Source organism: Flavobacteriales bacterium (assembly GCA_016779995.1).
Classification (GTDB): Bacteria; Bacteroidota; Bacteroidia; order Flavobacteriales; family UBA7312; genus UBA8444.
Genome location: JADHMO010000013.1, coordinates 22,946 through 48,363 on the forward strand (window position 1 = coordinate 22,946; position 25,418 = coordinate 48,363).

General features: G+C 33.6%; 20 protein-coding genes. 9 read left to right on the plus strand and 11 right to left on the minus strand.

Annotated elements, in window-relative coordinates; translation table 11 throughout:
- Positions 1-73: 73 nt before the first annotated feature.
- Genes rlmD through ISP71_07640 form a run of 3 tightly spaced genes read left to right on the plus strand, consistent with a single transcriptional unit; the run spans position 74 to position 2,586 of the window.
- Positions 74-1,483 carry a 23S rRNA (uracil(1939)-C(5))-methyltransferase RlmD gene (gene rlmD, locus ISP71_07630; protein MBL6663955.1) on the plus strand — a complete coding sequence of 470 codons (1,410 nt, stop codon included), beginning with the start codon at positions 74-76 and terminating at the stop codon, positions 1,481-1,483.
- Between the two features lies 1 nt (position 1,484).
- Entirely contained in the window at positions 1,485-2,075 is a 591-nt protein-coding gene (locus ISP71_07635; GenBank protein MBL6663956.1) for an SAM-dependent methyltransferase, read from the plus strand.
- Positions 2,076-2,079: 4 nt separating this feature from the next.
- The gene (locus ISP71_07640; protein MBL6663957.1) at positions 2,080-2,586 is read left to right on the plus strand and encodes a phosphoribosyltransferase; all 507 of its coding nucleotides are present in this window, start codon (positions 2,080-2,082) and stop codon (positions 2,584-2,586) included.
- Here ISP71_07640 and hemN read toward each other — a convergent pair.
- From hemN to ISP71_07655, 3 genes are all read right to left on the minus strand, one after another.
- Positions 2,583-3,947 carry an oxygen-independent coproporphyrinogen III oxidase gene (gene hemN, locus ISP71_07645; protein ID MBL6663958.1) on the minus strand — a complete coding sequence of 455 codons (1,365 nt, stop codon included), beginning with the start codon at positions 3,945-3,947 and terminating at the stop codon, positions 2,583-2,585. The two genes, ISP71_07640 and hemN, sit on opposite strands and share 4 nt — an antisense overlap.
- A 46-nt stretch (positions 3,948-3,993) precedes the next feature.
- Positions 3,994-6,141 carry a S9 family peptidase gene (locus ISP71_07650; GenBank protein ID MBL6663959.1) on the minus strand — a complete coding sequence of 716 codons (2,148 nt, stop codon included), beginning with the start codon at positions 6,139-6,141 and terminating at the stop codon, positions 3,994-3,996.
- 77 nt (positions 6,142-6,218) lie between these two features.
- Complete coding sequence (locus ISP71_07655) at positions 6,219-6,659, minus strand: GNAT family N-acetyltransferase (protein ID MBL6663960.1); 441 nt, start codon at positions 6,657-6,659, stop codon at positions 6,219-6,221.
- A 241-nt stretch (positions 6,660-6,900) separates the two neighbouring features.
- On the opposite strand from ISP71_07655, the gene ISP71_07660 reads away from it, so the two are divergent.
- From ISP71_07660 to smpB, 3 genes are read left to right on the plus strand one after another with little or no spacing between them, the layout of a single operon-like run.
- The gene (locus tag ISP71_07660) at positions 6,901-7,554 is read left to right on the plus strand and encodes a metal-dependent transcriptional regulator (protein MBL6663961.1); all 654 of its coding nucleotides are present in this window, start codon (positions 6,901-6,903) and stop codon (positions 7,552-7,554) included.
- Positions 7,551-8,390 carry a ZIP family metal transporter gene (locus tag ISP71_07665; GenBank protein MBL6663962.1) on the plus strand — a complete coding sequence of 280 codons (840 nt, stop codon included), beginning with the start codon at positions 7,551-7,553 and terminating at the stop codon, positions 8,388-8,390. Before ISP71_07660 ends, ISP71_07665 begins: the two co-directional genes overlap by 4 nt.
- Positions 8,391-8,408: 18 nt before the next feature.
- The gene (gene smpB, locus ISP71_07670; GenBank protein MBL6663963.1) at positions 8,409-8,855 is read left to right on the plus strand and encodes an SsrA-binding protein SmpB; all 447 of its coding nucleotides are present in this window, start codon (positions 8,409-8,411) and stop codon (positions 8,853-8,855) included.
- Between the two features lie 48 nt (positions 8,856-8,903).
- On the opposite strand, the gene ISP71_07675 is transcribed toward smpB, so the two are convergent.
- The 4 genes from ISP71_07675 to ISP71_07690 form a co-directional block, all read right to left on the minus strand.
- A complete protein-coding gene (locus ISP71_07675) occupies positions 8,904-9,998 on the minus strand; it encodes an alpha/beta fold hydrolase (GenBank protein MBL6663964.1) in 1,095 nt (364 codons plus the stop codon).
- Between the two features lie 7 nt (positions 9,999-10,005).
- Positions 10,006-10,644 carry a hypothetical protein gene (locus tag ISP71_07680; protein MBL6663965.1) on the minus strand — a complete coding sequence of 213 codons (639 nt, stop codon included), beginning with the start codon at positions 10,642-10,644 and terminating at the stop codon, positions 10,006-10,008.
- A gap of 138 nt (positions 10,645-10,782) precedes the next feature.
- The gene (gene dnaK / locus ISP71_07685; protein MBL6663966.1) at positions 10,783-12,687 is read right to left on the minus strand and encodes a molecular chaperone DnaK; all 1,905 of its coding nucleotides are present in this window, start codon (positions 12,685-12,687) and stop codon (positions 10,783-10,785) included.
- A gap of 117 nt (positions 12,688-12,804) precedes the next feature.
- Positions 12,805-13,860 (minus strand): hypothetical protein, encoded by a 1,056-nt coding sequence (locus ISP71_07690; protein MBL6663967.1) that lies wholly within the window; start codon positions 13,858-13,860, stop codon positions 12,805-12,807.
- Between the two features lie 65 nt (positions 13,861-13,925).
- Between ISP71_07690 and ISP71_07695 the strand changes: the two genes are divergently transcribed.
- Genes ISP71_07695 through ISP71_07705 form a run of 3 tightly spaced genes read left to right on the plus strand, consistent with a single transcriptional unit; the run spans position 13,926 to position 17,701 of the window.
- Positions 13,926-16,205: a hypothetical protein gene (locus tag ISP71_07695; protein ID MBL6663968.1), complete on the plus strand. Its 2,280-nt coding sequence runs from the start codon at positions 13,926-13,928 to the stop codon at positions 16,203-16,205.
- A gap of 2 nt (positions 16,206-16,207) precedes the next feature.
- A complete protein-coding gene (gene panB, locus ISP71_07700) occupies positions 16,208-17,026 on the plus strand; it encodes a 3-methyl-2-oxobutanoate hydroxymethyltransferase (GenBank protein ID MBL6663969.1) in 819 nt (272 codons plus the stop codon).
- Entirely contained in the window at positions 17,027-17,701 is a 675-nt protein-coding gene (locus tag ISP71_07705) for an RluA family pseudouridine synthase (protein MBL6663970.1), read from the plus strand.
- On the opposite strand, the gene priA is transcribed toward ISP71_07705, so the two are convergent.
- The 4 genes from priA to ISP71_07725 form a co-directional block, all read right to left on the minus strand.
- Positions 17,695-20,115 (minus strand): primosomal protein N', encoded by a 2,421-nt coding sequence (priA, locus tag ISP71_07710; GenBank protein MBL6663971.1) that lies wholly within the window; start codon positions 20,113-20,115, stop codon positions 17,695-17,697. The genes ISP71_07705 and priA overlap by 7 nt on opposite strands.
- Positions 20,116-20,175: 60 nt before the next feature.
- On the minus strand, positions 20,176-22,515 hold the full coding sequence (locus ISP71_07715) for a gliding motility-associated C-terminal domain-containing protein (GenBank protein ID MBL6663972.1): 2,340 nt from the start codon (positions 22,513-22,515) through the stop codon (positions 20,176-20,178).
- A gap of 63 nt (positions 22,516-22,578) precedes the next feature.
- Positions 22,579-24,888 (minus strand): choice-of-anchor L domain-containing protein, encoded by a 2,310-nt coding sequence (locus ISP71_07720; GenBank protein ID MBL6663973.1) that lies wholly within the window; start codon positions 24,886-24,888, stop codon positions 22,579-22,581.
- Between the two features lie 42 nt (positions 24,889-24,930).
- A partial coding sequence (locus tag ISP71_07725; protein MBL6663974.1) for a T9SS type A sorting domain-containing protein occupies positions 24,931-25,418 on the minus strand: 488 nt, incomplete at its 5' end.

Sequence of the window (25,418 nt, forward strand, 5' to 3'; positions counted from 1 at the left end):
TTTGAAAGACAAAGTTAGAAAAATCAATGATTTTAAAATCAAAATGCAGTGCTTAAAATTCTATATTTGCGCCATGGGAAGAAAGCGTAAAAAGATAGTTTTAGAAAATGTTCATATTTCTGATGCAGGAGCTAAAGGAAAAGCAATTACTCGTCTAGAAAATGGATTAGTTCTTTTTGTTGAAGGAGCCGTTCCTGGTGATGTATGTGATGTATTAGTTCATAAAAAAAGACGTTCTTTTTTGGAAGGTAAGCCTGTTAAATTTCATTCTTTTTCTGAAAGAAGACGAGAAGCTAAATGCGAGCATTTTGGTCTGTGCGGTGGTTGTAAATGGCAATTTATGGGCTATGAGCATCAACTAGAATTCAAACAAAAAGAGGTAATGGATTCTTTGAATAGAATTGGTGGTTTAGACTTACCTGAAGTCAATCCTATTATGGGTTGTGAGAATGAGTTCCGCTATAGAAACAAAATGGACTTTGCCTTTACAAATAGACGTTGGATAACTGAAGAAGAAAGTGCGGAAGGCAAAGAAATATACAACCGAAATGGTGCTGGTTTTAGAGTTTCTGGATTTTGGGACAAAGTCATTAACCTTAATGAATGTCATCTTCAAGCAGAACCATCTAACGCCATACGCAAAGCAGCTCGAGACTATGCTATTGAAAATGAACTCGATTTTTTTGATATTGCTGAAAAAGAAGGTTTTTTAAGAGCGCTTACCATTCGAATGAGCAGTACAGGAGAAATTATGGTTCTTTTCCAATTCTTTTATGAAGATGAATCGAAAAGGTTAGGATTACTCAACTACATTGAAGAACAATTTCCTGAAATCACATCTTTATTATATACCATTAACGATAAGGGCAATGAAACGATATTCGATTTAGATATTATCACTTTTAGTGGTGCTGACTGTATCTATGAAGAAATGGAAGGTTTAAAATTTAAAATTGGACCCAAGTCATTTTATCAAACCAATTCCAAACAAGCTTACGAACTGTATAAAATAACTAGAGAATTTGCCCAAATAGAGAAAAATGATATTGTTTACGATTTGTATACCGGAACAGGTACTATTGCTCAATTCGTTGGTAAAAATGCTCTTAAAGTGATTGGTGTAGAGTCTGTACCTGAAGCTATTGAAGCGGCTAAAGAAAATGCTAAAAATAATGGTATAGACAATTGTAAATTCTACGTGGGTGATATGAAAGAAATATTCACCGAAGATTTTATACGCAAGAACGGAAAGCCAGATGTGATAATTACTGACCCTCCTAGAGATGGAATGCATAAAAAAGTAGTTGGTCAATTATTAGATGTAAACCCTAAACGTATTGTTTATGTAAGTTGTAACCCTGCAACACAAGCTAGAGATTTGGCATTAATGAACGAACACTACAAAGTGACTAAAGTTCAGCCCGTTGATATGTTTCCTCAAACTTTCCACGTTGAAAATGTAGTGCTGCTTGAAAAAAGGTAAGATGTTAGATAAAGAATTTTGGAATAATCGTTATAGGACAGCACAAACTGGTTGGGATATTGGCTATCCTTCCACCCCTCTAAAGACCTTCATTGATAGTGTAGAAGATAAAGACATAAACATCCTAATACCTGGCTGTGGAAGAGCTTATGAGGCTGAATACCTACACCAAATAGGTTTTAAAAAGGTAACTATCCTTGACTTCTCCCCATTAGCTTTAGGTGAATTTTCAAAGCGAGTCCCTAGTTTTCCAAAAGCTCAATTAATAGAAGTTGACTTCTTTGAACATCAAGGACAATATGACCTCATTTTAGAACAAACCTTTTTCTGCGCCATAAGCCCTAATTTAAGAAAGGATTATGTGAAGCATACTTCAGATTTACTGAATAAAAATGGAAAAATTGTTGGCTTATTGTTTGCTGAAGAATTTGGAAACGACCACCCACCATTTGGAGGAAGCAAAGAAGAATATCAAAAACTCTTTTCTTCTCATTACGACATAGAATACATGCAAATCGCTGACAATTCCATAGAAGCTAGAAAAGGTAGAGAGTTATTTATTTCTTTAAAAAAACAAGATTGCTTAACTTAGCGCTATGAAAATCAATTCATCAACAACTGTAGTACTTAACGCTCAACAGATGGAGCAAAAGCTATGTCGCATGGCATGGGAAGTATTAGAAAAAAATCATCAAGAATCCCATATTGTTATTGCAGGCATAAGTCCTAAAGGGAGTATTTTAGCTCAGCGTTTGAGCAAACATTTAAGCGATATTTCTTCCATTATGGTTGAAGTCATAGAAGTAAAACTAGATAAACTCAATCCCCTATCGTCACCTGTTCAAGTGAGCGCGCATAGCGAATTGAATGATAAAGTGGTCGTATTAGTCGATGATGTACTTAAGTCTGGTAAAACATTGATGTATGGTGCTCAATACTTCTTAAATCAACCTATCAAAAAATTAATGACAGCTATACTCATTGATAGAAATTATAAAACTTACCCCATAAAAGCTGATGTGGTAGGCTTATCACTAGCGACAACATTACAAGAACACGTTACTGTAGAATTAGGCACAAAAGAAGCTGTATATTTAAACTAAATCGTTTTTGAAAAGATGGCTTTTTCTGGCTGATTTCTCGTCAAGTATTTATCAAAAGCCATACAGACGTTTCTAATAAATGGTATCGCCTCTTTAGCTACAACTAAAGATTTTCCTTCAATTGTAAGTAAACCGTCTGACTTCATCTCTTCCAACAATTCTAAGGTATGTCCAATTCCTTCAAATTGCATGGACTCATCTTGCCAAGATGTTTCTTGATAACACATTAAATTAAGTATATGCTTTCTGATTATTTTATCTTCAGAACTAAGGATATGCCCTCTATAAAAAGGTAAATGACCACCTTTGACCATTTCTTGATAATCTTTTACATGTTTTACATTTTGAGCAAACCCACCCCAACTATCACCAATAGCTGACATACCCAAACCTATCATGAGCTTTGTTTTATTGGTAGTATAACCCATAAAATTTCTGTGCAGCTTTTTATTTTTAAATGACTGAAATAGGTTGTCCGTTTTTAAGGAAAAATGATCCATACCAATCTCGTGATAGCCATAGTATTCAAAGGCAGATTTAGCGACTTCATACAATTGTCTTTTTTCTTTTGCTTTTGGCAAATCTTTTTCATCAAAACCTCTCTGTCCAACTCCTTTAATCCAAGGCACATGGGCATAGCTATACAAAGATATTCTATCAGGCAATAGGCTAACTGTCTTGCTAATACTATCCTTCATATTATCTAGGATTTGAAAAGGTAATCCAAAAACTAAATCATGACTAATAGAAGTGTAACCGATTTCCTTGGACCACTTGCTTACTTTTTTTACTTGTTCAAAGGATTGTATGCGATTTATTGCTTTTTGAACCTTTTTATCATAATCCTGAATTCCTAAACTCAACCTCCTAAAGCCTAAATCATACAAAACTTGAAGTTGTTCTCTAGTAGTATTGTTGGGGTGGGCTTCAAAACTAAAATCGTAATCTTCTCTTAAAATAGACTTTTGTAAAATACCTTCTATGAGTTTAGATAGATTTTTAGCCGAAAAAAAAGTAGGAGTGCCACCTCCTAAATGGATTTCACTAATCTGTGGCTTCTGTTCTAAAAAATTGACATAAAGTGCCCATTCCATTAATAAAGTTTCTATGTATTCTTCTTCGACTTCATGCCGTTTAGTTATGTGCTTATGACAAGCACAAAACGTACACAGACTTTCGCAAAAAGGAAGATGTATATAAAGGCTAATTCCTTGCGAATTACTACTTTCAAATGTATTTTTTAAAGTATGCAAGTAGAGTTCGCTGGTAAAGTTTGAATCGTCCCAATAAGGCACTGTAGGATAAGAGGTATAACGAGGACCAGAAACATTGTATTTGTTAATCAACGAAGACTTATTCATAGTAGGCAAAGGTCAGAAAGTAAGTTTTAGGAAAATATGATAACTATCACTCTTTTATCCCCTCTAACTTGAGTAGAAAGGCAACTTTTAATGCTTCCTCTTTCAGACTTTTAAAACGTCCTGATGCTCCACCATGACCTACATCCATATTGCAATACATCATTAATAAATTATCATCCGTTTTGTACTCTCTTAGCTTGGCTATCCACTTCGCTGGTTCCCAATATTGTACTTGGCTATCCCAATAACCAGTAGTAATTAACATATTGGGATAAGCAACCGCTTTAACATTATCGTAAGGAGAATATGATTTTATGTAATCGTAATATTTCTTATCCTTAGGATTTCCCCATTCATCGAATTCACCAGTAGTTAGTGGTATTGATTCGTCCCACATGGTATTAATAACATCAACAAAAGGTACTTCAGCAATTACGCCATTCCACAAATCTGGAGCCATATTAATGACTGCCCCCATCAATAAACCACCTGCACTTCCGCCATTGGCATATAAATGATTTGAGGAGGTGTATTTTTCATCAATAAGGTAGTTTGCACAATCGATAAAATCATAAAATGTATTCATCTTTTTTAGAAGCTTACCATCCTCATACCACTGACGCCCCATTTCCTGTCCTCCTCTAATGTGCGCTATGGCAAAAGCAAAACCTCTATCTAATAAACTTAATCTTGATGAACTAAAATAAGGTGGCGTACTATATCCATAAGAACCATACGCATACAGTAAAAGTGGCTGTTCTCCGTTTTTCTCGAAACCCTTTTTATAAACTAGTGAAATAGGAATTTGAGTTTTTCCATCTCTACTTGTGGCAAATAAGCGTTCTGAAGTATAATTATCCGATTCAAACCCTCCTCCCAATACTTCGTCTCGCTTCAACAAAGTACGCTCTTGGGTTAAAAGATTGAAGCCATATACCGTAGAAGGAATGGTCAAAGAAGTATAAACAAATCGGAATGTATCAGTGTCAAACTCTAGGTTAGAACTAGAAAACAAAGAATATGTAGGGTCTTTAAAATCAATGTAGTAATCCGTATCATCATACCAACTTTTTACTCTCAAATGGTCTAATCCATTTTTACGCTCTTTTATAACTAAATAATTTTTAAAAATTTCAATATCGTTTATCAATACATCTTCTCGGTGTGAAATAAGCTCTTTCCAATTTTCTTTTGAAGTGGCATCAACAGATGTTTTCATTAGTCTAAAGTTCTTAGCATCCCAATTGGTAAGTACATAAAAATGATCTTCAAAATGACTAATGCTATACTCTAAATTTCGTTCTCTTGCTTGAAAAACCTGCCATTCACCATCTGGATTATCTGCATCTAAAAAACGATACTCAGTGGATAATGTTTGACTGGAGCCAATCAGCAGATATTTTCTTGATTTGGTTTTATAAATATAGCAACTGAAAGTTTCGTCTTTTTCTTCATACACAAGTTCATCTTGTGAAGTTTCAGTTCCTAGGGTGTGCTTAAAGATTTTATTTGAACGCAAGGTCACTTCATCTTGTTTGGTATAATAAATAGTTTTATTATCATTTGCCCAACATATACTACCAGTGGTATTTTCAATTTTATCTTCTAATATTTCGCCCGTTTTCAAATCTTTTATATGAATGGTGTATTGTCTTCGAGATACCAAATCAATGCTATAAGCCATATAACGATTATTTTCACTGATGGATTTGTCTCCTAAATCAAAATAATTTTCACCTTTTGCCATCTTTGGAATGTCCAATAATAATTCTTCTTGGGCGTCATCATTATTAGCTTTTCTATAATGGCATTCGTAATCTTGCCCCTCTTCAAACTTAATGTAGTATGTATATCCATTATAACTTACAGGTAGACTTTCATCATCTTGCTTAATGCGTGATACAAATTCTTCGTATAATTTTTTTTGAAAAGATTCTGTTTCAGCCATTTGAGACTCTAAATAATCATTTTCCAAATTAAGGTAGTCAATGACATTTTGAGTTTGTTCGTCTAATTCTTCAGCTTCTTTTTGTTCATCCGAGAGACGCATCCAAAAATAGTCGTCAATAATGGTATCATTATGATAGTTTAAAGCTGTAGGAATTTTTTTTGCCATTGGTGGAGTAGAGTTTTTTTTAAAATTACAATTAGAAAATAAAAATAGGGATAGTGATAGAGTTAGTAAATATTTCATAGCATTAATATAATTTATGTAGTTTTCAATTATGCCAACGATAAATAATTAGTAAAATTATAGGTACTCAAATATATTTATTTTTTTATCATCTCAGTGTGAGGAATGTCATCTTCTAAGTACTCTTTTCCAGTAGATTCAAAGCCAAATTTTTGATAAAATGGCAATAAATGCGATTGAGCAGAAATACGGTTTTTAGATGTGCCATAAAGTGTAATGGATTGCTTTATACCTTCTCTCATAAGTGCTATTCCTAAGCCTGTTCCTCTATGACTTGGAGCAGTAACTATCCTTCCAAAAGACATTTCCTCATAACTTATCCCTGGTTTAACTAAACGTAAATAAGCTACCAAAACACCCTTGATATAGCCCAATAAATGATGTGAATCTTTATCTTTTTCATCGGCATCTTGATAGGGACAATCTTGTTCGACTACGAACACTTTCTGACGTAAAATCATCAAATCGTGTAATTCCGATTTTGTCAAATCCTCAAACGACTTAAATCTCCACTCAATATCCATAGGGTAAATTTAAAAAAAATTAAAGCCTAACACTAAGCTCAAGTAAAAAACGTCTGCTTTGTAAAAAACCATCAGCGTATGAGGTAACAAAATCATCAACAAAAAGAATGTTGCAAATCCATTAAAGGGGATTCTTGTGTAAAATTGAATACATTTTTTACTTCATAAAAGCAGCTAAATTTAGGTAAGACTAAAAATTAAATTAGACGTATAAAATTATTATATTTGCATCATGATTACGTTGGCTGAAGAAAATTACTTGAAAGCGATACTCAAACTTTCCAAAAATTCCGAAGATTCAGTATCTACTAATTCTATTGCTGATGAGCTAGAGACCAAAGCATCATCTGTTACAGATATGATTAAAAAGTTAACAGATAAACAATTGGTTGATTATGTGCCCTATCGTGGAGTAAGTCTTAGTAAATCTGGTCTTAAGAAAGCCGTAGAAATTGTTAGAAAACATCGTCTTTGGGAAGTTTTTTTAGTCACTAAACTTCAATTCAAATGGGACGAGGTTCACGATGTTGCTGAGCAATTAGAACACATCAAATCACAAAAATTAGTAGATGGTTTAGATGCTTACTTGGGCTATCCACAACACGACCCACATGGAGAACCTATTCCCAATAAAGACGGACTATTTCCTAAATCATTTTCAAAACGACTTAGCGAATTAGAAAAAGGAAGCAGTGGACAAGTTGTAGGAGTTTCTCAAGACAATCAATCCTTTTTACAATACCTCAATTCCTTAAACATTACACTGGGAACATCTATCAGCGTTCTTAAAAAAATAGACTTTGACAATTCACTAGAAATAACAATAAACAACAAATTAGCACACATTAGCAATGATGTAGCAAGAAACTTATTAATTAAACAAAAATGACAGATTTATACACTTGGTTTATCGAACAACACCCTGTATTACAAGCTTTATTAGCTGGACTATTTACTTGGGGCTTGACTGCATCAGGTGCAGCATTGGTCGTATTCTTTAACAATACTAATCGAAAAATTTTAGATACATCTTTAGGCTTTACTGGTGGTGTTATGATAGCAGCTAGTTTTTGGTCTCTACTCTCCCCCGCTATCAGCTATGTAGAAATGCAAAATGAAATAGGCAACACTAATTTACCTTCATGGTTTCCTCCTGCTATTGGGTTTTTCTTGGGAGCTTTATTTCTTTTTGGGTTAGATAAAATAATACCTCACTTACATTTATTCAAAAAAGTTGAAGAAGCAGAAGGCTATCCAACCAAGTGGAAAAAAACTATTTTACTAGTATTAGCTATTGCTCTCCATAATATTCCTGAAGGTTTAGCTGTAGGTGTCGCTTTTGGAGCCATATCACATGGCATTCCAGGTTTTGAAATAGGAGCAGCTATTGCTTTAGCTATTGGCATTGGCATACAGAATTTCCCTGAGGGCTTTGCTGTTTCTATGCCGCTCAGGAGACAAGGAGTGAGTAAATGGAAAAGTTGGAAATGGGGGCAATTATCAGCTATTGTAGAACCTATTTTTGCTATGATTGGTGCTGCCACTGTAATTTATGCATTGCCAATACTGCCCTATGCCCTAGCCTTTGCTGCAGGAGCAATGATATTCATTGTAGTAGAAGAAGTAATCCCTGAAAGTCAAAGTGGTGGACATACCGACTTAGCTACAATGGGGCTTATTGCAGGATTTATCGTAATGATGATACTTGATGTTGCACTAGGATAAAATCCTTAACTTCGCAGCCTGATGAAAGCGGTAAATATCCAAAATAAACGGGCTAGATTTGAATACACCCTACTTGATAAGTATGTGGCTGGTTTGCAGCTTAGCGGTACAGAAATCAAATCTATACGCAATGGCAAGGCAAACTTGAGCGATTCCTTTTGTTCATTTAAAGGAAATGAGCTTTTTATCGTAGGTATGCATGTTGATGAATACGAATTTGGCAATTATGCTAACCATCAACCTAAACGTGATCGAAAACTATTGCTAAATAGACAAGAGTTAGATAAAATTAGAAAAAAATTAAACGACATAGGACTAACTATTGTACCGCTACGCTTATTCATTAACGATAAAGGTTGGGCTAAATTAGAAATCGCTGTAGCTAAGGGTAAGAAACTTCATGACAAAAGAAATACGATAAAAGACAGAGATATCCAAAGAGATATTGATAGAGTAAGTAAATAATTAAAAAAAAGCCCCACCATTTGGTAGGGCTTTTTTAATAGTAGTCATCTAATTATTATCAATAAACTCACTAACATCTTTTACAAAACGATCAGGGTCTGAAGCCATTGGGACATGTCCTGAATGCTCATAAATTTTAAGAGATTTTTCTGATGCGCCAATATTTTGCAAGGCAACTTCACCCAATTTTGGAGGAACCGTAAAATCGTATTTACCCCAAATTAATAAGGTAGGTTTTTTGATTTTATACAATTCATCAGCCATAGATAACTCCAGTACTTTTTCCATTAAGCCCCCTTTGCCATAATTGACCTTAATAATGGCCCAAACGTTAGCTAATGCACCAAACATATCATAAGCTTTTGGATAAACCGGAACATCAACGTCTTTAGGTTCCTCTGCAAACTTTATTGCAGAAGGTATATCAAAAATTTCGTCAGTGAGCATTTTTTCTTGCCATATATCATTTGCATAAGAGCCGAGTTTTAATATTTCATCCGAAGTTAAACCATCTTCATTTGTTTTATTAATGTCTGTTATCATTTTTTGCCACTTTGCAACATCTTTTCCTTGATTAATCTGCTCGTTTCCAATTTCATTTACCATCTCAACAACACTTTTACCAAGCAGTGGCAAATCGTAAGCACCAGCCACTTGAATGTAACCCTCTACCTCTTGTTGATAGCTTTCATTTATCATAAAACCTGTTCCTAAAGTTCCACCCCAACTATGACCTAGTATGTATATTCGAGAATCTTCACCATAACGCTTTTTCAAAACTTGTGTCAAAAGAAAGACATCTTCTGTAAAATTATCGAAACTAATATCTTTAAGCTTAGTTTTGCCATGTGCATTACCCTGTTGTCTTTGATCTAAAAAAGCTATTTTATACTTTTCTTGAAGCTGCAAAAAAGCATTAGTATATATTGAAGAGGTACTTTCACCACCAGGCCCTCCGTGAAGATATAAAATAATGGTTTTAGACTCGGGGTTTCCTCTCATAAAAACAGGCATATCTGCATCCCCATTTCTGAGATAAAACTCTTCTTTCATTTGTCCTTGTCTAATATTTTCCTTGGTACATGATAACATTAAAGTACTGATGACAAATAATGAGATTATGATTAAATTATATTTTTTCATGACTAGTTTAGTTTAGTTTAATTTTTGTTCCTATTACAATTAATGATGTGGGTGCTATCCAAGCGTTATAAGGGGTCTTAACGCCTAAGCCCAATTTGGCGAATACACTTTTCATAGCATCTAATTGACGCTCTAAAGTGTAACTTATTGATGGATTAAAATATGTTCTTCTTGCATTTTTTTCCTCCGAAATTTCTTTATTTTCTTTCAATACATAGGTTGTTCCTGTATTAAATTGCGTTATCAGTCCTAATCCTAAAGACCAATTGTGTGAAAATTGACTCTCTGATATTTTTCTCATTGCTGTAAAATCCACCTTAGTTATTAATCCTGTGTGATTATCTACATGATTATATAATCCAAATTGAGGATTTATGATGTATGCTCTTTCTTTAGTAATATTTCTATCACTATTACCGAGCTTACTTGCATTCCATTCTTTTTGTGTCCATTCTGTTCCTACAATAATACCAGACCGAAAGATAGTTTCATTCAGATAACCAACAGAATAGTTTTCAATTTTAGGAATTTGTGAATAAGAATTGTTAGACAGAATTAAAAAGAAGAGCAGGATTACTAAAACACTTCTTTTGTTCTTATTCGTAGCTGATACACTTCCAAATAAGATAATGGGGTTTGTTTTCATAGTTTAAGTTTTAGGTAAAATAAGTATTAAAATTAGTAAGATAACATACTTAAGTTTTATTTATTGTATAAATTCAAAAAAAAAGCCCTACCATCTGGTAGGGCTTTTTTTACTAACTAAAATTAAGTAAGTTATTATTTACTTATCTTCTTTTACTTCTTCAAAATCTACATCAGTAACATCATCGGCTCCACCACCCTCAGCGTTAGGCTGAGCGGCACCTTCAGCACCTTGTTGCTCTTGTGTAGCTTTGTACATTTCTTCAGAAGCAGCAGTCCAAGCTGTATTGATAGTTTCCATTGCAGAATCTATAGCAGCAAGGTCTTTACTCTCGTGTGCTTTTTTCAAACCTTCTAGAGCATCTTCAATAGGTTTTTTCTTGTCATCAGACAATTTATCACCATAATCTTTTAACTGCTTTTCAGTTTGGAAAATCATAGCATCGGCAGCATTAACTTTCTCTACTTCTTCTTTAGCTTTTTTATCTGCATCGGCATTCGCTTCAGCTTCTTTTTTCATTCTTTCAATTTCTTCATCTGAAAGACCCGAAGAAGCTTCAATTTTAATGTTTTGCTCTTTGCCTGTTGCTTTGTCTTTAGCAGAAACATTCAAAATACCATTAGCATCAATATCAAAGGTAACTTCAATTTGAGGCACTCCTCTTGGTGCAGGTGGTATATCTGACAATTGGAATCTTCCAATAGTCTTGTTATCTGCAGACATCGGTCTTTCGCCTTGTAGTACGTGAATATCTACGGCAGGTTGATTATCAGCAGCTGTAGAAAAGACTTCTGACTTTTTGGTAGGAATAGTTGTGTTCGATTCTATCAACTTAGTCATTACTCCTCCCATAGTTTCTATACCTAAAGAAAGTGGCGTTACGTCTAATAAAAGAACGTCTTTTACATCGCCAGTAAGTACACCACCTTGAATAGCAGCTCCAATAGCGACTACTTCATCAGGGTTTACACCTTTTGACGGTTCTTTGCCAAAAAATTCCTTAACAATATTCTGAATAGCTGGTATTCGAGTAGAACCACCTACTAAAATAACTTCGTCAATTTCACTGGCAGAAATTCCAGCGTCTTTGATGGCTTGTTTACAAGGAGTAATAGTCGCTTGAATAAGTTTATCGGCAAGTTTTTCAAATTGTGCCTTAGTTAAGGTTCTCACTAAGTGCTTAGGTCCTGAAGCTGTTGCTGTAATATAAGGCAAATTAATTTCAGTTTGAGCACTTGAAGAAAGCTCTACTTTAGCTTTTTCAGCCGCTTCTTTAAGACGTTGTAAAGCCATTGGATCTTGACGCAAGTCAATATTTTCTTCTGACTTAAACTCTTCAGCCATCCAGTCAATTAATACTTGGTCAAAGTCATCACCACCTAAATGGGTATCACCATTAGTAGATTTAACTTCAAAAACACCATCTCCTAATTCAAGGATAGATATATCAAAAGTACCTCCACCCAAATCAAATACAGCAATTGTTTTGTCTTGGTCGGCTTTGTCTAAGCCATAAGCTAAGGCTGCAGCAGTAGGTTCGTTGATAATTCTACTTACTTTCAAACCAGCGATTTCACCAGCTTCTTTGGTAGCTTGGCGTTGTGCATCATTAAAATAAGCTGGTACTGTTACTACAGCTTCTTTAACTTCTTGACCTAAGTAATCTTCAGCCGTTTTCTTCATTTTTTGAAGAATCATTGCCGAAATTTCTTGAGGCGTATATTTTCTATCGTCAATAAGTACTCTTGGCGTATCGTTGTCCCCTTTAACAACTTTGTAAGGCACACGCTCAGCCTCTTTTTGAAGCTTAGAGAAAGACTCTCCCATAAAACGCTTAATTGACGCTATGGTTTTTTCTGGGTTAGTAATAGCTTGTCTTTTGGCAGGGTCACCTACTTTTCGTTCTCCTCCCTCAACAAAAGCTACAATTGAAGGTGTTGTTCTTTTACCTTCACTATTAGGAATTACAACTGGCTCGTTACCTTCCATTACAGAAACACAAGAGTTGGTAGTTCCTAAATCAATTCCAATAATTTTGCTCATGGTATATAATTTTAATTTGTTGCATTGTTTGCCTAAGTATGAAGCAAAGGCTGTGCCAAAAGAAAATTATTTAATGAAATGACATAAATTCAGAAAAAAGGGACAAAATGACAGACTTTATGGCTCTATAAAATTAAGCTCATTTGTTACATCTCCATTAGCTAACTCAATAAGGGTGGGGATATCAAGAAATTTACCTAAGGATTCGGCATTTAATCTAGAAGAAAAGACACCTCTACCATTTTCAATATTAGTATAAGTTGGGGGGTCTTGGAATATTACCGATGGTAAATTGTTAATTTCAATATATTGAGCAATGGCCTCTCCACCTATTAAGAAATAAAAATCAATCCCTCCTTGCCAATAGTCGTATTCTGGAAAACCATCTTCTAAACTTTTAGCGTTTATTCTCAAAATATTGATGTTTTCTTCAATACTATTTTTAACAAAATAAAAGAAATTTTCTCCAGTAATAGCTAACTCCATATTCTGATTGCCACTAATAGACTGAGAAAACATTTGAGGAAAACTTAAGTCTTTATATTTACGAACAACTTCGTTGGTTGTAACGTTTTTTTCATAATAGTAAAAACGCATAAAGGGCTTATAAATCTTGCCAAAGGTTGAAGACGTCCATCTCAACCTATGTATTCTGTACTCATTATTTTTAAAGAATGTGATTTCATCTGTAAAGCCTGGGTTTATATCAAGAGGTTCGATGAGGTTTGTTGAGGAACGAGCTACGTAGTCTGAAACTACATTATGGACGTATAAATGATAGGTCAAAGACTGATTGAGTGGTTCTGCTGTAATATATTCCACAGAATATTCGGTAGAAAATATGGTATCAAAACCCGTATTGAATCTGTTATTAGTAAGCTGATATTCAAGTTCTATTTCCTGTAGAGTGTCCCCATCGTTATCCAAACCGAAAAGAAAAACCTCTAAATCATCTTTAGCATAATAAAATGAATCCGCTTCCTGAGCCATTGTGTAAGCGCTTTCTTGTCCTAAGAAAGCTTTATATATAACTATTCGTTGAGTATCGACGGTCTGATCTAGTAATCCGTAGATTACAGCCGTTTCTTTCCAAGGTGCATTGACCTCAAAATCTGTCTCACATGCCAATAATGTAGTTAATGCTAACAAACACAAATAGTAACTTTTTTTCATAATGGCAAATTTATACTTTTAATTCTGATTAACACTTAGTACATTTGTGGCAAATTCTTAAAACAATGAAAAAAATTATAAGCTTACTAATCGGGCTATCTGTATGCCTAAATCTATATACTCAAACATTACAAACAGAACAGTTCCAAAAAGAAATTTTCAAAGAAAATTTTAATTCTAGCAATTCAACTTTTTCTAGCTTGGTCGATAGTGAAAATTATATCATTATAGATAATGGCGACTTATTCTTGAATAGAACAAATCCGTTAGTACATCATATTATTTTTTCGAAAAATATAATAAAATCGGAAGAATACAGAATTAAAACCGCTATCAAGAACGGTCCATCTACCAAAAGAAATAGTTATGCTGGTATTGTGATGAATACTCCTGTTGATGGCAGTGAAACAGTAGGGGTAGAAATCAATGGTAAACAAGAGTATCGCATCAGAAAAATAACAACATCTTCTAAATTTTTAAGTGGTACAGAATCTAATGATGGCTGGGTAAAAAGTGAAAACATCAACAAGAACGAAGTCTATAATTACATCGACATCATTTCAAATCGTGGTAAATACGATTTATTCATAAACAACAAACACATCAGTACTTTTGAAGCACCAGAACACACAAGTGGTGGGTTCGGCTTTATAATAGGTCCTAATTCTCAAGCTAGAATAGATTACATTACAATTTACGAGCAAGAAAAAGAGTCAACAAAGGAAGATTTGGTAAAAATTAAAACCCAATTGAATAATCTTTCTACATCAGCTAAAAAGTATGAAGTATTAGAAAAAGAAAACAATAACCTCAAGCAACAATTAACAAAAATTGAAAGTCTAAAAAAAGAAAATGAAATGTTAATTGAAAAAAACAATAAGCTTACAGCACTAAAAACAGATAATCAAATTTTAACTGAAAAATTGAAAAAAACCAGTTTAATAGAAAGTGAAAACTTAGTTCTAAAAGAAAAACTTAACGATTACTCTGATTTGCAAAAGGAAAATAAAGCCTTAAATCAAAAGATTGGACTATTGACAAAAGTAAATGAAGAAAATACACGCCTCAAAAATGATATAAAGAAAAATACGCAATCTGTTATATCTTCAAAAAACGAGGTTATCAGCGCTACAAAATCTTTGGCTGATGTTAAAGAGCAACTAGAGAATGTAAAACAGGAGAACGCAGGGCTAAAAACAAAAGTCAATCAACTCAATAAGGAATTAACAACTATCAAAAATACTGAGAAGAGTTTAAATCAAGAGGTAAGTGCATTGAAAACTGCTCAAAAAAACTCAACTTCTAAACTAAGCGCATCTCAAGGTCAAATGGAAAGCCTAAACACTCAAAAAAATAAATTAAGTGATGACCTTAAAAATACTCAAAAAGAGTTGTTATCCGCTAAAAATTTGATTGTGAAATTAGAGGGCGAGAAGAAATCTTTAGACTCAAAAATACAAAGCTTAAACAATGAGAGAATAGAGGTTGCTAAAATGAAAAGTGAGAACGAAGATTTTAAAAACGGTTTTATTGAAATGGAAAGTGTTAACACTAAGCTTAGTCAAGAAGTCAAAACACTAAAAGCTGAAAACACAGACTATCAAAGAATCAAAAAAGAATATGAAACAACTCAGCTTTTATTGGAAAAAACCAATGCTCAACTTAAAAGTAAAACCGATGAAATAGTCAGTATGAAGAAAAAATCTTCATCTCTTCTAGAACTTCAAAGAGAACTTGCAGAATTAAAAAGTAAAAACTCTAAGCTTAATAGTCAAGTCACTACTTTAAATTCTAAAAACGAACAATTGGAAAAAAATGAGGCTAGTATTCGTAACTCACTAGAAAAATATTCCACTATGAATACAAAACTTAGCAAGTCATTAAATACAGCTCAATTGACGAATGAATCCTTAAAATTGAAATACGACAAATTACAAGAACTAGAGTCTAAGTATGCAAGTATAGAAAAACGAAATAAGTTTTTAGAAGAACAATATGACATTGTTAATAAACAAAATGAAGAACAAAAACGCATTGCTGTTCAATTTGCAGAATCCTTTCAGCTAGAAAAACAAAAGAGTAAACAACTTCAAAATGAGATTTTGAGCTTATATTCTGAAGAAGAAGCATCAGAAAATTCAAAAGATGTGGTTTATAGAGTACAATTGGGTATATTTGACGAATTGATTGATGTTGAAGGTATTGAAAACTTAACCACTATTCATACTCAAGCACAACAAGTCATTTATATTGCTGGTAAGTTTGATAATTTTAGTTCAGCTAGAGGTTACTTGTTGGAAATGAGCAAGAAAGGTTTCAAAGATGCCTTCATTGTAAAATTTTAACAATGTCTGTTCATAAAAAGGTTTATAAAAAAATAACCACCCACTCGCTTCTAGAAATGAAGCAAAATAAAGAGAAGATATCTATGCTTACAGCATACGATTATACCTTGGCAAAAATTGTTGATTCTGGTGGTGTTGACGTTATATTAGTTGGAGATTCTGCCTCAAACGTAATGGCTGGTCATGAGACTACACTTCCTATTACTTTAGACCAAATGATATATCATACCGCCTCAGTAGTCAGAGCTGTTGACAGAGCACTAATCGTTGCTGATTTGCCTTTTGGTGCCTACCAAGGCAATTCAAAGGAAGCTCTCAATTCAGCAATTCGTATTATGAAAGAATCTGGTGCACACTCTGTAAAAATGGAAGGTGGGAGTGAAATATTAGAATCTATAAAGCGAATCCTCACTGCTGGTATTCCTGTAATGGGTCATCTAGGGCTTACACCACAGTCTATTTATAAATTCGGCACATATACCGTAAGAGCCAAAGAAGAAGCCGAATCTAAAAAACTCATTGAAGATGCTTTACATCTTGAAAATGCAGGTTGTTTTGCTATTGTATTAGAAAAAATACCTGCAAAATTAGCGACTAAGGTTGCTGAAAAGTTAAGTATTCCTGTCATTGGCATTGGTGCTGGAGGTGGAGTTGATGGGCAAGTATTAGTACTTCATGATATGATAGGTATGACACACGAATTTAGTCCTCGTTTTTTAAGACGATATCTCAATTTATACGAAGATATAAAAGGTGCTGTTGGTCAATATGTATCTGATGTGAAAACTACCGATTTTCCTAACGAAAAAGAACAATACTAAATGCTAGAAGTCCTTTATGAGGATAATCACATCATTGCAGTCAATAAAAAAGCGTCTGACATTGTGCAAGGCGACAAGACTGGAGATAGACCCCTACCCGAATACGTTAAAGATTATATCAAGAAAAAATACAATAAACCAGGGGAAGTATTTTTGGGTGTAGTACACCGATTAGATAGACCCGTTAGCGGAGTTGTACTTTTTGCAAGAACAAGCAAAGCACTAAGCAGGTTAAATGAAATGTTTAGAGAAAAGAAAGTGCAAAAAACGTATTGGGCCATTGTTAAAAACAAACCTCAAAATACTAAAGATACTTTAGTGCACTATCTTTTAAAAAATCAGTCTAAAAATAAATCTCAAGCATTTAATAGAGAGGCTAATAATGCTTTACGTTCAGAACTAAGTTATGAACTTATTCATTCATTAGATAACTATCACTTATTGGAAGTCAGTCCAAAAACTGGCAGACACCATCAAATAAGAGTTCAACTTGCTAAAATTGGTTGCCCAATTAAAGGTGATATAAAATACGGTTTTGACAGAACTAATAAGGATAAAAGCATACACCTACACGCTAGGAAAATAGATTTTATACATCCTGTTAAAAATGAACCTATAAGCATAACTGCCCCAACACCAAACGAAGCGTTATGGAAAAGCTGTAAAAACTATTGAGGGTCGACATCTATTGTGAAGCGTACCGATTTGTATTGCGGCATCTTATGTACTGAATCTATCACTTTTAAAATATGCCTTTTTGACTGATTTAAAGATAAATCAGCTCCTATTTTCACTAATATATTTTTTAGGTAACGGTTTTTTATTCTTGATACGGCTGGATATTCTGGACCAAGAACATTATGACTAAACGATTGACGTAAAACTAAGGCTAATTCTCTAGCAGCTTGATTGGTTAAATTATAATCTCTATGCGAAACTATAATTGAAAGCAATTTGCAAAAAGGAGGGTAATAAAAGGTCTTTCGCTCTAGTAATTCGGAATGATACATGCTGAGATAATCGTTCCCTTGAACCGCATGAATTATATCATGATTGGCAGAATAGGTTTGAATAAGGACTTTACCTTGTTTATTTTTTCTACCTGCTCTACCTGCTACCTGAGCCATTAACTGATAGGAACGTTCATACGAGCGAAAATCAGGAAAATTCAATAAGGCATCAGCATTTATAATACCAACAAGAGAAACGTGATCAAAATCAAGTCCTTTGGTTAGCATTTGAGTACCTATTAGTATGTCGATATTTCTATTTTCAAAATCATTAATAATGGTCTGATAGGCATTTTTTCTTCTAGTAGTGTCTAAATCTAAACGCTTGATAATAGCATCGGGAAAAAAAGGCTGCAATTCTTCTTCGACTTTTTCTGTACCATAACCTTTGATTTGAACCTCACTTGCACAAGCCTTACATTTTTTGACTAGATGTTCTGAATATCCACAATAATGGCACTTTAACAACTCTTGTTGCTTATGATAAGTTAGGCTTACATCACAGCTTTGACAGTTAGCAGTCCAACCGCAAGATTTACAACTACATACCGGTGCAAAACCTCTTCTATTTTGAAATAAAATGACTTGTTGTTTATTAAGTAAAGACTTTTCAATCTCTTCTAGCAAACGAGGTGAAAAAGCACCTTTCATTTGTTTTCTATGTGTAACATACTTGATGTCCTCAATATCTATCTCAGGCATGTTTACTCCTCCATATCTAGTTGATAGAGTTACCAATCCATATTTTTGAGACAAAGCGTTATGATAAGTTTCTAATGAGGGAGTTGCAGAAGCTAACAGTACTTTTGCTCCAAGTAAATTGGCGTACATTATAGCGGTATCTCTAGCGTTATATCGTGGTGAACTCTGTTTCTGTTTAAAAGAACTTTCGTGTTCCTCATCAACAACTATTAAACCTAAGTTTTGGTAAGGTAAAAATATAGAAGAACGAGTACCTAAGACAATAGGAAAACGATTACCATTTAACACCTCAGACCATATCTCTCCCCTTTCATTATTATTGAATTTTGAATGATAAACACCGACCTTATCTCCAAAATGTTTTCGTAAACGATTAATAATTTGTGTAGTCAATGCTATTTCTGGCAACAAATAAAGTACCTGTTCTCCTCTAGCAATTACCTCTTGTATGAGTTTGATGAAAATTTCTGTTTTACCACTAGAAGTTACACCGTGAAGTAATACGACCTCTTTACTTTCAAAGGATTTATTAATTTGATTTAAAGCAATTTGTTGCTCATCACTTAAATCAAAAGAAATTAAATCTTCATTTTCGTAAACTTCTATTCTTGAAATTTCTTTTTCTTCAATAGAAAATATACCTTTTTTTACCAAAGCATTAAGCGTTTGATGAGAAGATGACGAGACCTCTAACAATTCTTTAACAGTAATTGAAGGTGTTTTGTTTTCTTTAGTTAAATCAATGAATGAACGAAAGACTTGTTCTTGCTTTTTAGCATTCTTAAAAATTTTAAAATTGATATCCTTCTTTAAACAAGATACAAGACGGACGGATTTAGGTTTGTACTGCTCGTTTAACTCTTCTAATAATAAAACAACTTTTCTAGAGAGTAATGACTTTATGGTTGGAAAGATGGTTTTTTGATTTAATATTTTAGAAACCTCATTTAAAGTCAATTCCTTTTGTATTTCTAAAGCCTCAACAACTAAAAATTCCTTATCATTTAAGCTGCTTTTATCAACTTCATTTTCTGCGATTTTCAACTTTGTTTCACTAGAAAGTTTCAATACTGAGGGTAATGCAGAATGCATCACATCACCTAAGCTACAACAATAATAATTAGCTATCCATTCCCACAACCTAAATTGTTGATTTGAAATGATTGGCTGATGGTCTAAAACATTAATTATCGGCTTTGCTCTATAATTTTTTGGAGTTTCATTATGTATTTTAAAAACAATAGCTGTATAGAATTTTTTTTGACCAAACTGTACGACTACACGCATACCTTCTTGAATAGCTTCAAATTCAGAAGGCACTTCATAAGTAAAGCTATTTTGAAGAGGTAAAGGTAATATGACATCAACATAAATCACTACCTACAAAGATGTGAAATTGATTAGAATAATCCACAAGAAATGACAATAAGTTATTGGCTAACGAACTAGATTAACGTAACCGTTTTGCTTGAAAATTTCAGCGTCTTTACCATAAATTGTAACAGCGTAAGTATAAACACCTGTTGGTAATGTTTTATTCTTATATGTGCCGTCCCATTGATGTTCTATTCTATTAGAATAAAATACTTTTTGTCCCCATCTAGAGTAAACTGAGATTTCAAATTCTAAAATATTATCTCCTCTTAACTCAAAAAAATCATTGATTTGATCATTGTTAGGGGTAAAGGTATTCGGAATGTATAAATGAACCTCACAATCTATTAGTATATAAGTAGAATCTGTTTCGTTACAATTATTAGGAAAACTATAGTAAACCCAACTTTTTCCTTCAAAGGCATTTATAGGGTGAAAATACCCCTCAAAATCTACTCCCTTGCCACTAAACACTCCTCCTGTAGGCATGGCCTCTAATAAAATTGGAGGGTCAACAGGACATAAAATAGAATCAACTGATGTGATGAATTTTGGAAAAATCGGTTCTTTAAACCGAACACTAGCCAAACCTTCATTAGTAAGCGATTTACAATCGTATTTATCTATCAATTTACTTATAGTATAATTAGCAGAATCTTTGACATATACTTCAAATTTAGATTCGGTTAAATCATCAAATACTCTATTGTAAGAACCATTGAATAAATATAAACTATAGGGCGGAGCATCTACCTTTGAATGGATAGTGAGCAAGGCACTATCCCCTTCACATATTACACTCCCATTTTCTATATATGATGATGAGGTTGAATAAGTAACTTCTACAGAATTTGATGGCAGACCTTCACAATTTACGTCTTTAAGTTGAGTAACTTTATAGTTTCCTTTATTTCTTGCCTCAAAGGAGTAATTCATAGTAGTTGATGTATCATGAATTGAAGTAATTCCATTTCCAAAAGTAAAATAGAATGGACTTTGCCCAGAAAAGTTTATATCTATAATTGGGAAATCAGAAGTCTGACCTTCACAAATATTTCCTCCACCATGTGTCCTCGCTTGTGGAAGATTATATCCATGAACAATAATAGTGTCAATTTCTTCACAACCATTAGCATCAATTATTTTCACCCAATATGTACCATCTAAGACGTTTATACTTTCTGTAGTTTGCCCAGTACTCCATTGATAAGAATACGGAGGTGTAGCCTGATCAATTGATTTCACATTTATGTTTATATTCTCATTTTTACATGTATAAACATCCTCACCCAAATCTACCAATATTGGTGTTTCTGTTATTATAATTGTGTCAGAATTAATTACACAACCTTCATTAGACGCTTGTACATAATAACTACCTGCCCCAACACTTATTGATTGTGTTGTATCATTTGTATTCCATATAAAAGAATAATCATCTTCAGATTCTAACTGAGCTGACAATTCAATTTTTGAACCACAAGGTATTTGTATTTGATTGCCTTGAATACCCAATGAGTTACTTAAATAAAGTGAGGATGATGAAAAACTATTTTCTTCAATAAAAATAAAAGATGACATACCAGCATCCGAACCATCTGCAATGGCTAGACGAATATGGTAAGTTTCTCCACATTGAACCACTACTTTTGCAGTCATAACATCTGTAAAACCTCTTATTCCACCCACTGATTCCAAGGATTGATTGTTTACAAATAAATGAGAATTATAGACGGCATTATTTGTCTCAAAATTACAAATAGATGAAATGGTAATGGGTAACATTTGTCCAAGCGAATTTTCTTCAACACTTTCAAAAGTTGCAATATTAATACTACCATCTGTAAAAGCCGTTGGACTAGCGTACTGACCAGAAATACCAGGACCTGAAATAAAAAAACCAAAAACATCATTATAAGGAGAGTTTTCATAAAAAAGATATTCTTGTGAACCAAAAACATAGTTAAATGAAACTGTATCACTATTAGGCACAAAATCAAATTCTAAGACTGCTACATCATTTATGGCAGAAACATTAAAATCTTGACCTATTAAGTCAGGAACAGCATTAGCAACATCTAAAAGATCTGGATCTGTAACGATTGGATTTACATTTACAAATTCACCAATACCATTGAAACTAGTGTCTAGTATAGCAATATCACCCGTTCCCATTACTATTCCTCCGTTTAGTCCTAAATTTGAATTTGTTCCTTTAAAATATCCTATTTGAATGGAGTCGCCATTATAATTTAGATTTGAAATAGGTAAATCGTCTGACAAAAGAACGTCGTTAATCAAAAAACTCACATTATCATACGGAGGTGTTCTGTCTACTGTGAGTTGACCATAGGTAGAATAACTATATAAAAGAATAGAAATTATAAGGATTACTTTTTTCAATGGCATGGAATTATTTAAAATGCTGAAGAACAGCAAATGTATCCTTACAAATTTAGGAAAAATTTAGTGTAAAACATTTACTACACCCATTTTTGTGATGTATTGAGCGTCTTTTCCATAGGCACTGAAAGAGTAAGAGTACGCGCCTTCTGGAACAATTTTATTTTTGTACTTCCCATCCCAAAACGAATTAATGTTATCTGTAAAATACATTAACTCCCCCCATCTATTATAAATCGACATCTCAAAAGTAAGCACATTATTACCTCTTACAACGAGTAATTCATTTTCATCATCACCATTAGGAGTAAATGAATTGGGTATAAAAATATGAAGATTACAACCTAATTCAATTAAAATAGAATCGGTTTCATTACAATTTTCTGGAAAGCTATAATATATCCAATTATCTCCTATGTTGGCATTGATAGGATAAAAATAATTATTTAATCCCATACCTTTACCTGTCCAAAGTCCGTTTGGTTCCATAGTTGTTAACTGAAAAGCACTGTCAACAGGACAAACAACCGTATCAAAATGAGACGTGATTTCAGGATTTTTAAAATCCTTGAAAGCAACAATAGCAATACCTTCATTTTCAATAGATTGGCAACCGTTAGCATCAATAACTTTACTAACTATATATGAAGCTGGCTCTTTGACATAAGTTGTCATATAGCTATCCATAAGTGAACTAAAGTTAATTGAATAATTACCATTACTTAACAATACATTGTAAGGTAAAGCATCGGCTTCAACATCAATTCTAATTAGTGTACTATCACCATCACACATGGTTTCTCCTCCAGTAATTAAAGATTTTGGCAAGGTGTTGTAAGTAATTAAGGCAGAACCACTCGCTGAACCTAAACAATTTTTATCTGTCAAAGAGGTAATTGAATAATTACCTGTATAGGTAGCATTTATAGAGTAATTAGAGAACATAGCAGTATCAACAAATTGCTGGTCTCCATTGGTATAACTGATATAATAAGGAGCTTGACCTGTCAAATTTACGTTGAGAGGTAATACAAAAGGTTGTCCTTCACAGATAGCACCTCCTCCATCCAAAACAGCAGTAGGTCTATCTAATGAAAATACGGTTATATCATCTTGTCCTATACAACCATTAGCATCGGTAATAGTCAAAGCGTAAACGCCTGCAGGAACTGTTATTTGATCTGTATTCTGCCCACTACTCCAAGTGTAACTTATTGGCGCAATAGCATTCAGAGTTTCTATTTCAATAGTTGCATCTTCTCCTTCACAAACCGAAATATCTTCTCCCAAATCGATTTCAACTGTATTTAATTCATCTACATAAAATGTGTCAGAAAGTGTAACACAATTTATATTACTAGTAACCTCTACAGTATAAGACCCCTCTCCAACCGTAACATTTTGCTGAGTAGAACCATTACTCCAAAGGTATTGATAAACTCCAGGTACAGACATCTGTGCGGATAAAGTTACATCGGTTCCACAAGGAATTACAATATGACTAGAGTCTTGACCAATATTGTTAGTTACCTCCAAAAAGGGAGATGAAAAACTATTTTCTTCTAAAAAGACATAAGAAGATAATCCGCCATCTGAACCATCTGCTATAGCTAAACGAATATGATAGGTCTCACCACACTGAACAGCAGCTACAGCTGTCAGAGGAATAGTGAATCCATCAGCATCATCAACAGTTTCTAAACCTTGATTATTAATAAAATAATCGGGATTAACTGTTGCATTAACAGAAGATATAGTAACTGGCATAACTACTCCGTTATCATCTTCTATAGTCGCAATATTTATACTCCCATTTGGAAAAGCCGCAGGACTTGCATATGGCCCTACAATGCCAGGTCCTGAGATAAAGAAACCAAACACATCGTTATACTGAGAGTTTTCAAAAGCAAAATATTCTTGGGAAGCAAAAACATATTGGAATGTCACCGTATCACTACTTGGTATAAAATCAAATTCTAAAACTGCCACATCGTTTATATCTTGTACCACAAAATTCTGTCCAATCAAAGCAGGAACACTATTTGCCACATCTAGCAAATCAGGATCTGTAACTGGTGGGTTAACATCAATAAAACCACCAAAACCAGTAAAATTAGGGTCAAGAATAGAAATATCACCTGTACTCATCACAATGCCACTATTCAAGCCTAAATTAGATGCTGTACCGTCAAAAAAACCTATTTGAATAGAATCGCCTTGATAAGTATGATTAGAGGCTACCACACCATCTCCCAATAAAATATCGTTAACTAAATAAACTGGACTATCATTAGGAGGGGCGTTATCAACGGTCAATTGTGCTTGAACGGATAAGAATGAAAAAAAGAAAATAATTAAAAAATTAGTTTTCATATTTAAACTTTGTTTGGTTAAGGTTAAATAATCTTAGAATTATTATTCAAAGAATATCTTTTCCTGATAACTTATATCTTGTGATGAAATGACTATTACATAAAAACCTGGAGCAATAGAATTTCTATTAATCTTAGTTTGTCTTTGAAATGTATCTTCTTTGACAACTCTCCCTCTGTAATCTAAGATTTTGATATTATAATCTTCATCTAAGTTTGACTGTTTTGTCACTTCTACAATTAAACTCTCTTTAACTGGATTAGGATAAATCAATACTTCTAAATCTTCAAATTCTGAAACATCAACAGTATTACTGTAGGTATTGAGTTTACGACCCTCACAATCGTTAGCATCAGTAACAACTAAAGTATATTCACCACTTTCAGAAGGACTAAAAGTCGTTCCACTAGACTGATAATTACCAAAATACAACCATTCGTATGTATAAGGTGGCGTACCTCCACTTGCTGAAGCTGTAAATGGTGTTTGACTAGCATTAAACGTAGCCACTACTGCAGTCGGTTGGGTTA

Coding starts and splice junctions, on each gene's coding strand:
- ISP71_07705 (MBL6663970.1), top strand. CDS start 17,027: ATGCTAGAAGTCCTTTATGAGGATAATCACATCATTGCAGTCAATAAA.
- rlmD (MBL6663955.1), top strand. CDS start 74: ATGGGAAGAAAGCGTAAAAAGATAGTTTTAGAAAATGTTCATATTTCT.
- ISP71_07690 (MBL6663967.1), bottom strand. CDS start 13,860: ATGAAAAAAAGTTACTATTTGTGTTTGTTAGCATTAACTACATTATTG.
- ISP71_07695 (MBL6663968.1), top strand. CDS start 13,926: ATGAAAAAAATTATAAGCTTACTAATCGGGCTATCTGTATGCCTAAAT.
- ISP71_07650 (MBL6663959.1), bottom strand. CDS start 6,141: ATGAAATATTTACTAACTCTATCACTATCCCTATTTTTATTTTCTAAT.
- dnaK (MBL6663966.1), bottom strand. CDS start 12,687: ATGAGCAAAATTATTGGAATTGATTTAGGAACTACCAACTCTTGTGTT.
- ISP71_07640 (MBL6663957.1), top strand. CDS start 2,080: ATGAAAATCAATTCATCAACAACTGTAGTACTTAACGCTCAACAGATG.
- ISP71_07635 (MBL6663956.1), top strand. CDS start 1,485: ATGTTAGATAAAGAATTTTGGAATAATCGTTATAGGACAGCACAAACT.
- ISP71_07665 (MBL6663962.1), top strand. CDS start 7,551: ATGACAGATTTATACACTTGGTTTATCGAACAACACCCTGTATTACAA.
- hemN (MBL6663958.1), bottom strand. CDS start 3,947: ATGAATAAGTCTTCGTTGATTAACAAATACAATGTTTCTGGTCCTCGT.
- ISP71_07675 (MBL6663964.1), bottom strand. CDS start 9,998: ATGAAAAAATATAATTTAATCATAATCTCATTATTTGTCATCAGTACT.
- panB (MBL6663969.1), top strand. CDS start 16,208: ATGTCTGTTCATAAAAAGGTTTATAAAAAAATAACCACCCACTCGCTT.
- ISP71_07720 (MBL6663973.1), bottom strand. CDS start 24,888: ATGAAAACTAATTTTTTAATTATTTTCTTTTTTTCATTCTTATCCGTT.
- ISP71_07680 (MBL6663965.1), bottom strand. CDS start 10,644: ATGAAAACAAACCCCATTATCTTATTTGGAAGTGTATCAGCTACGAAT.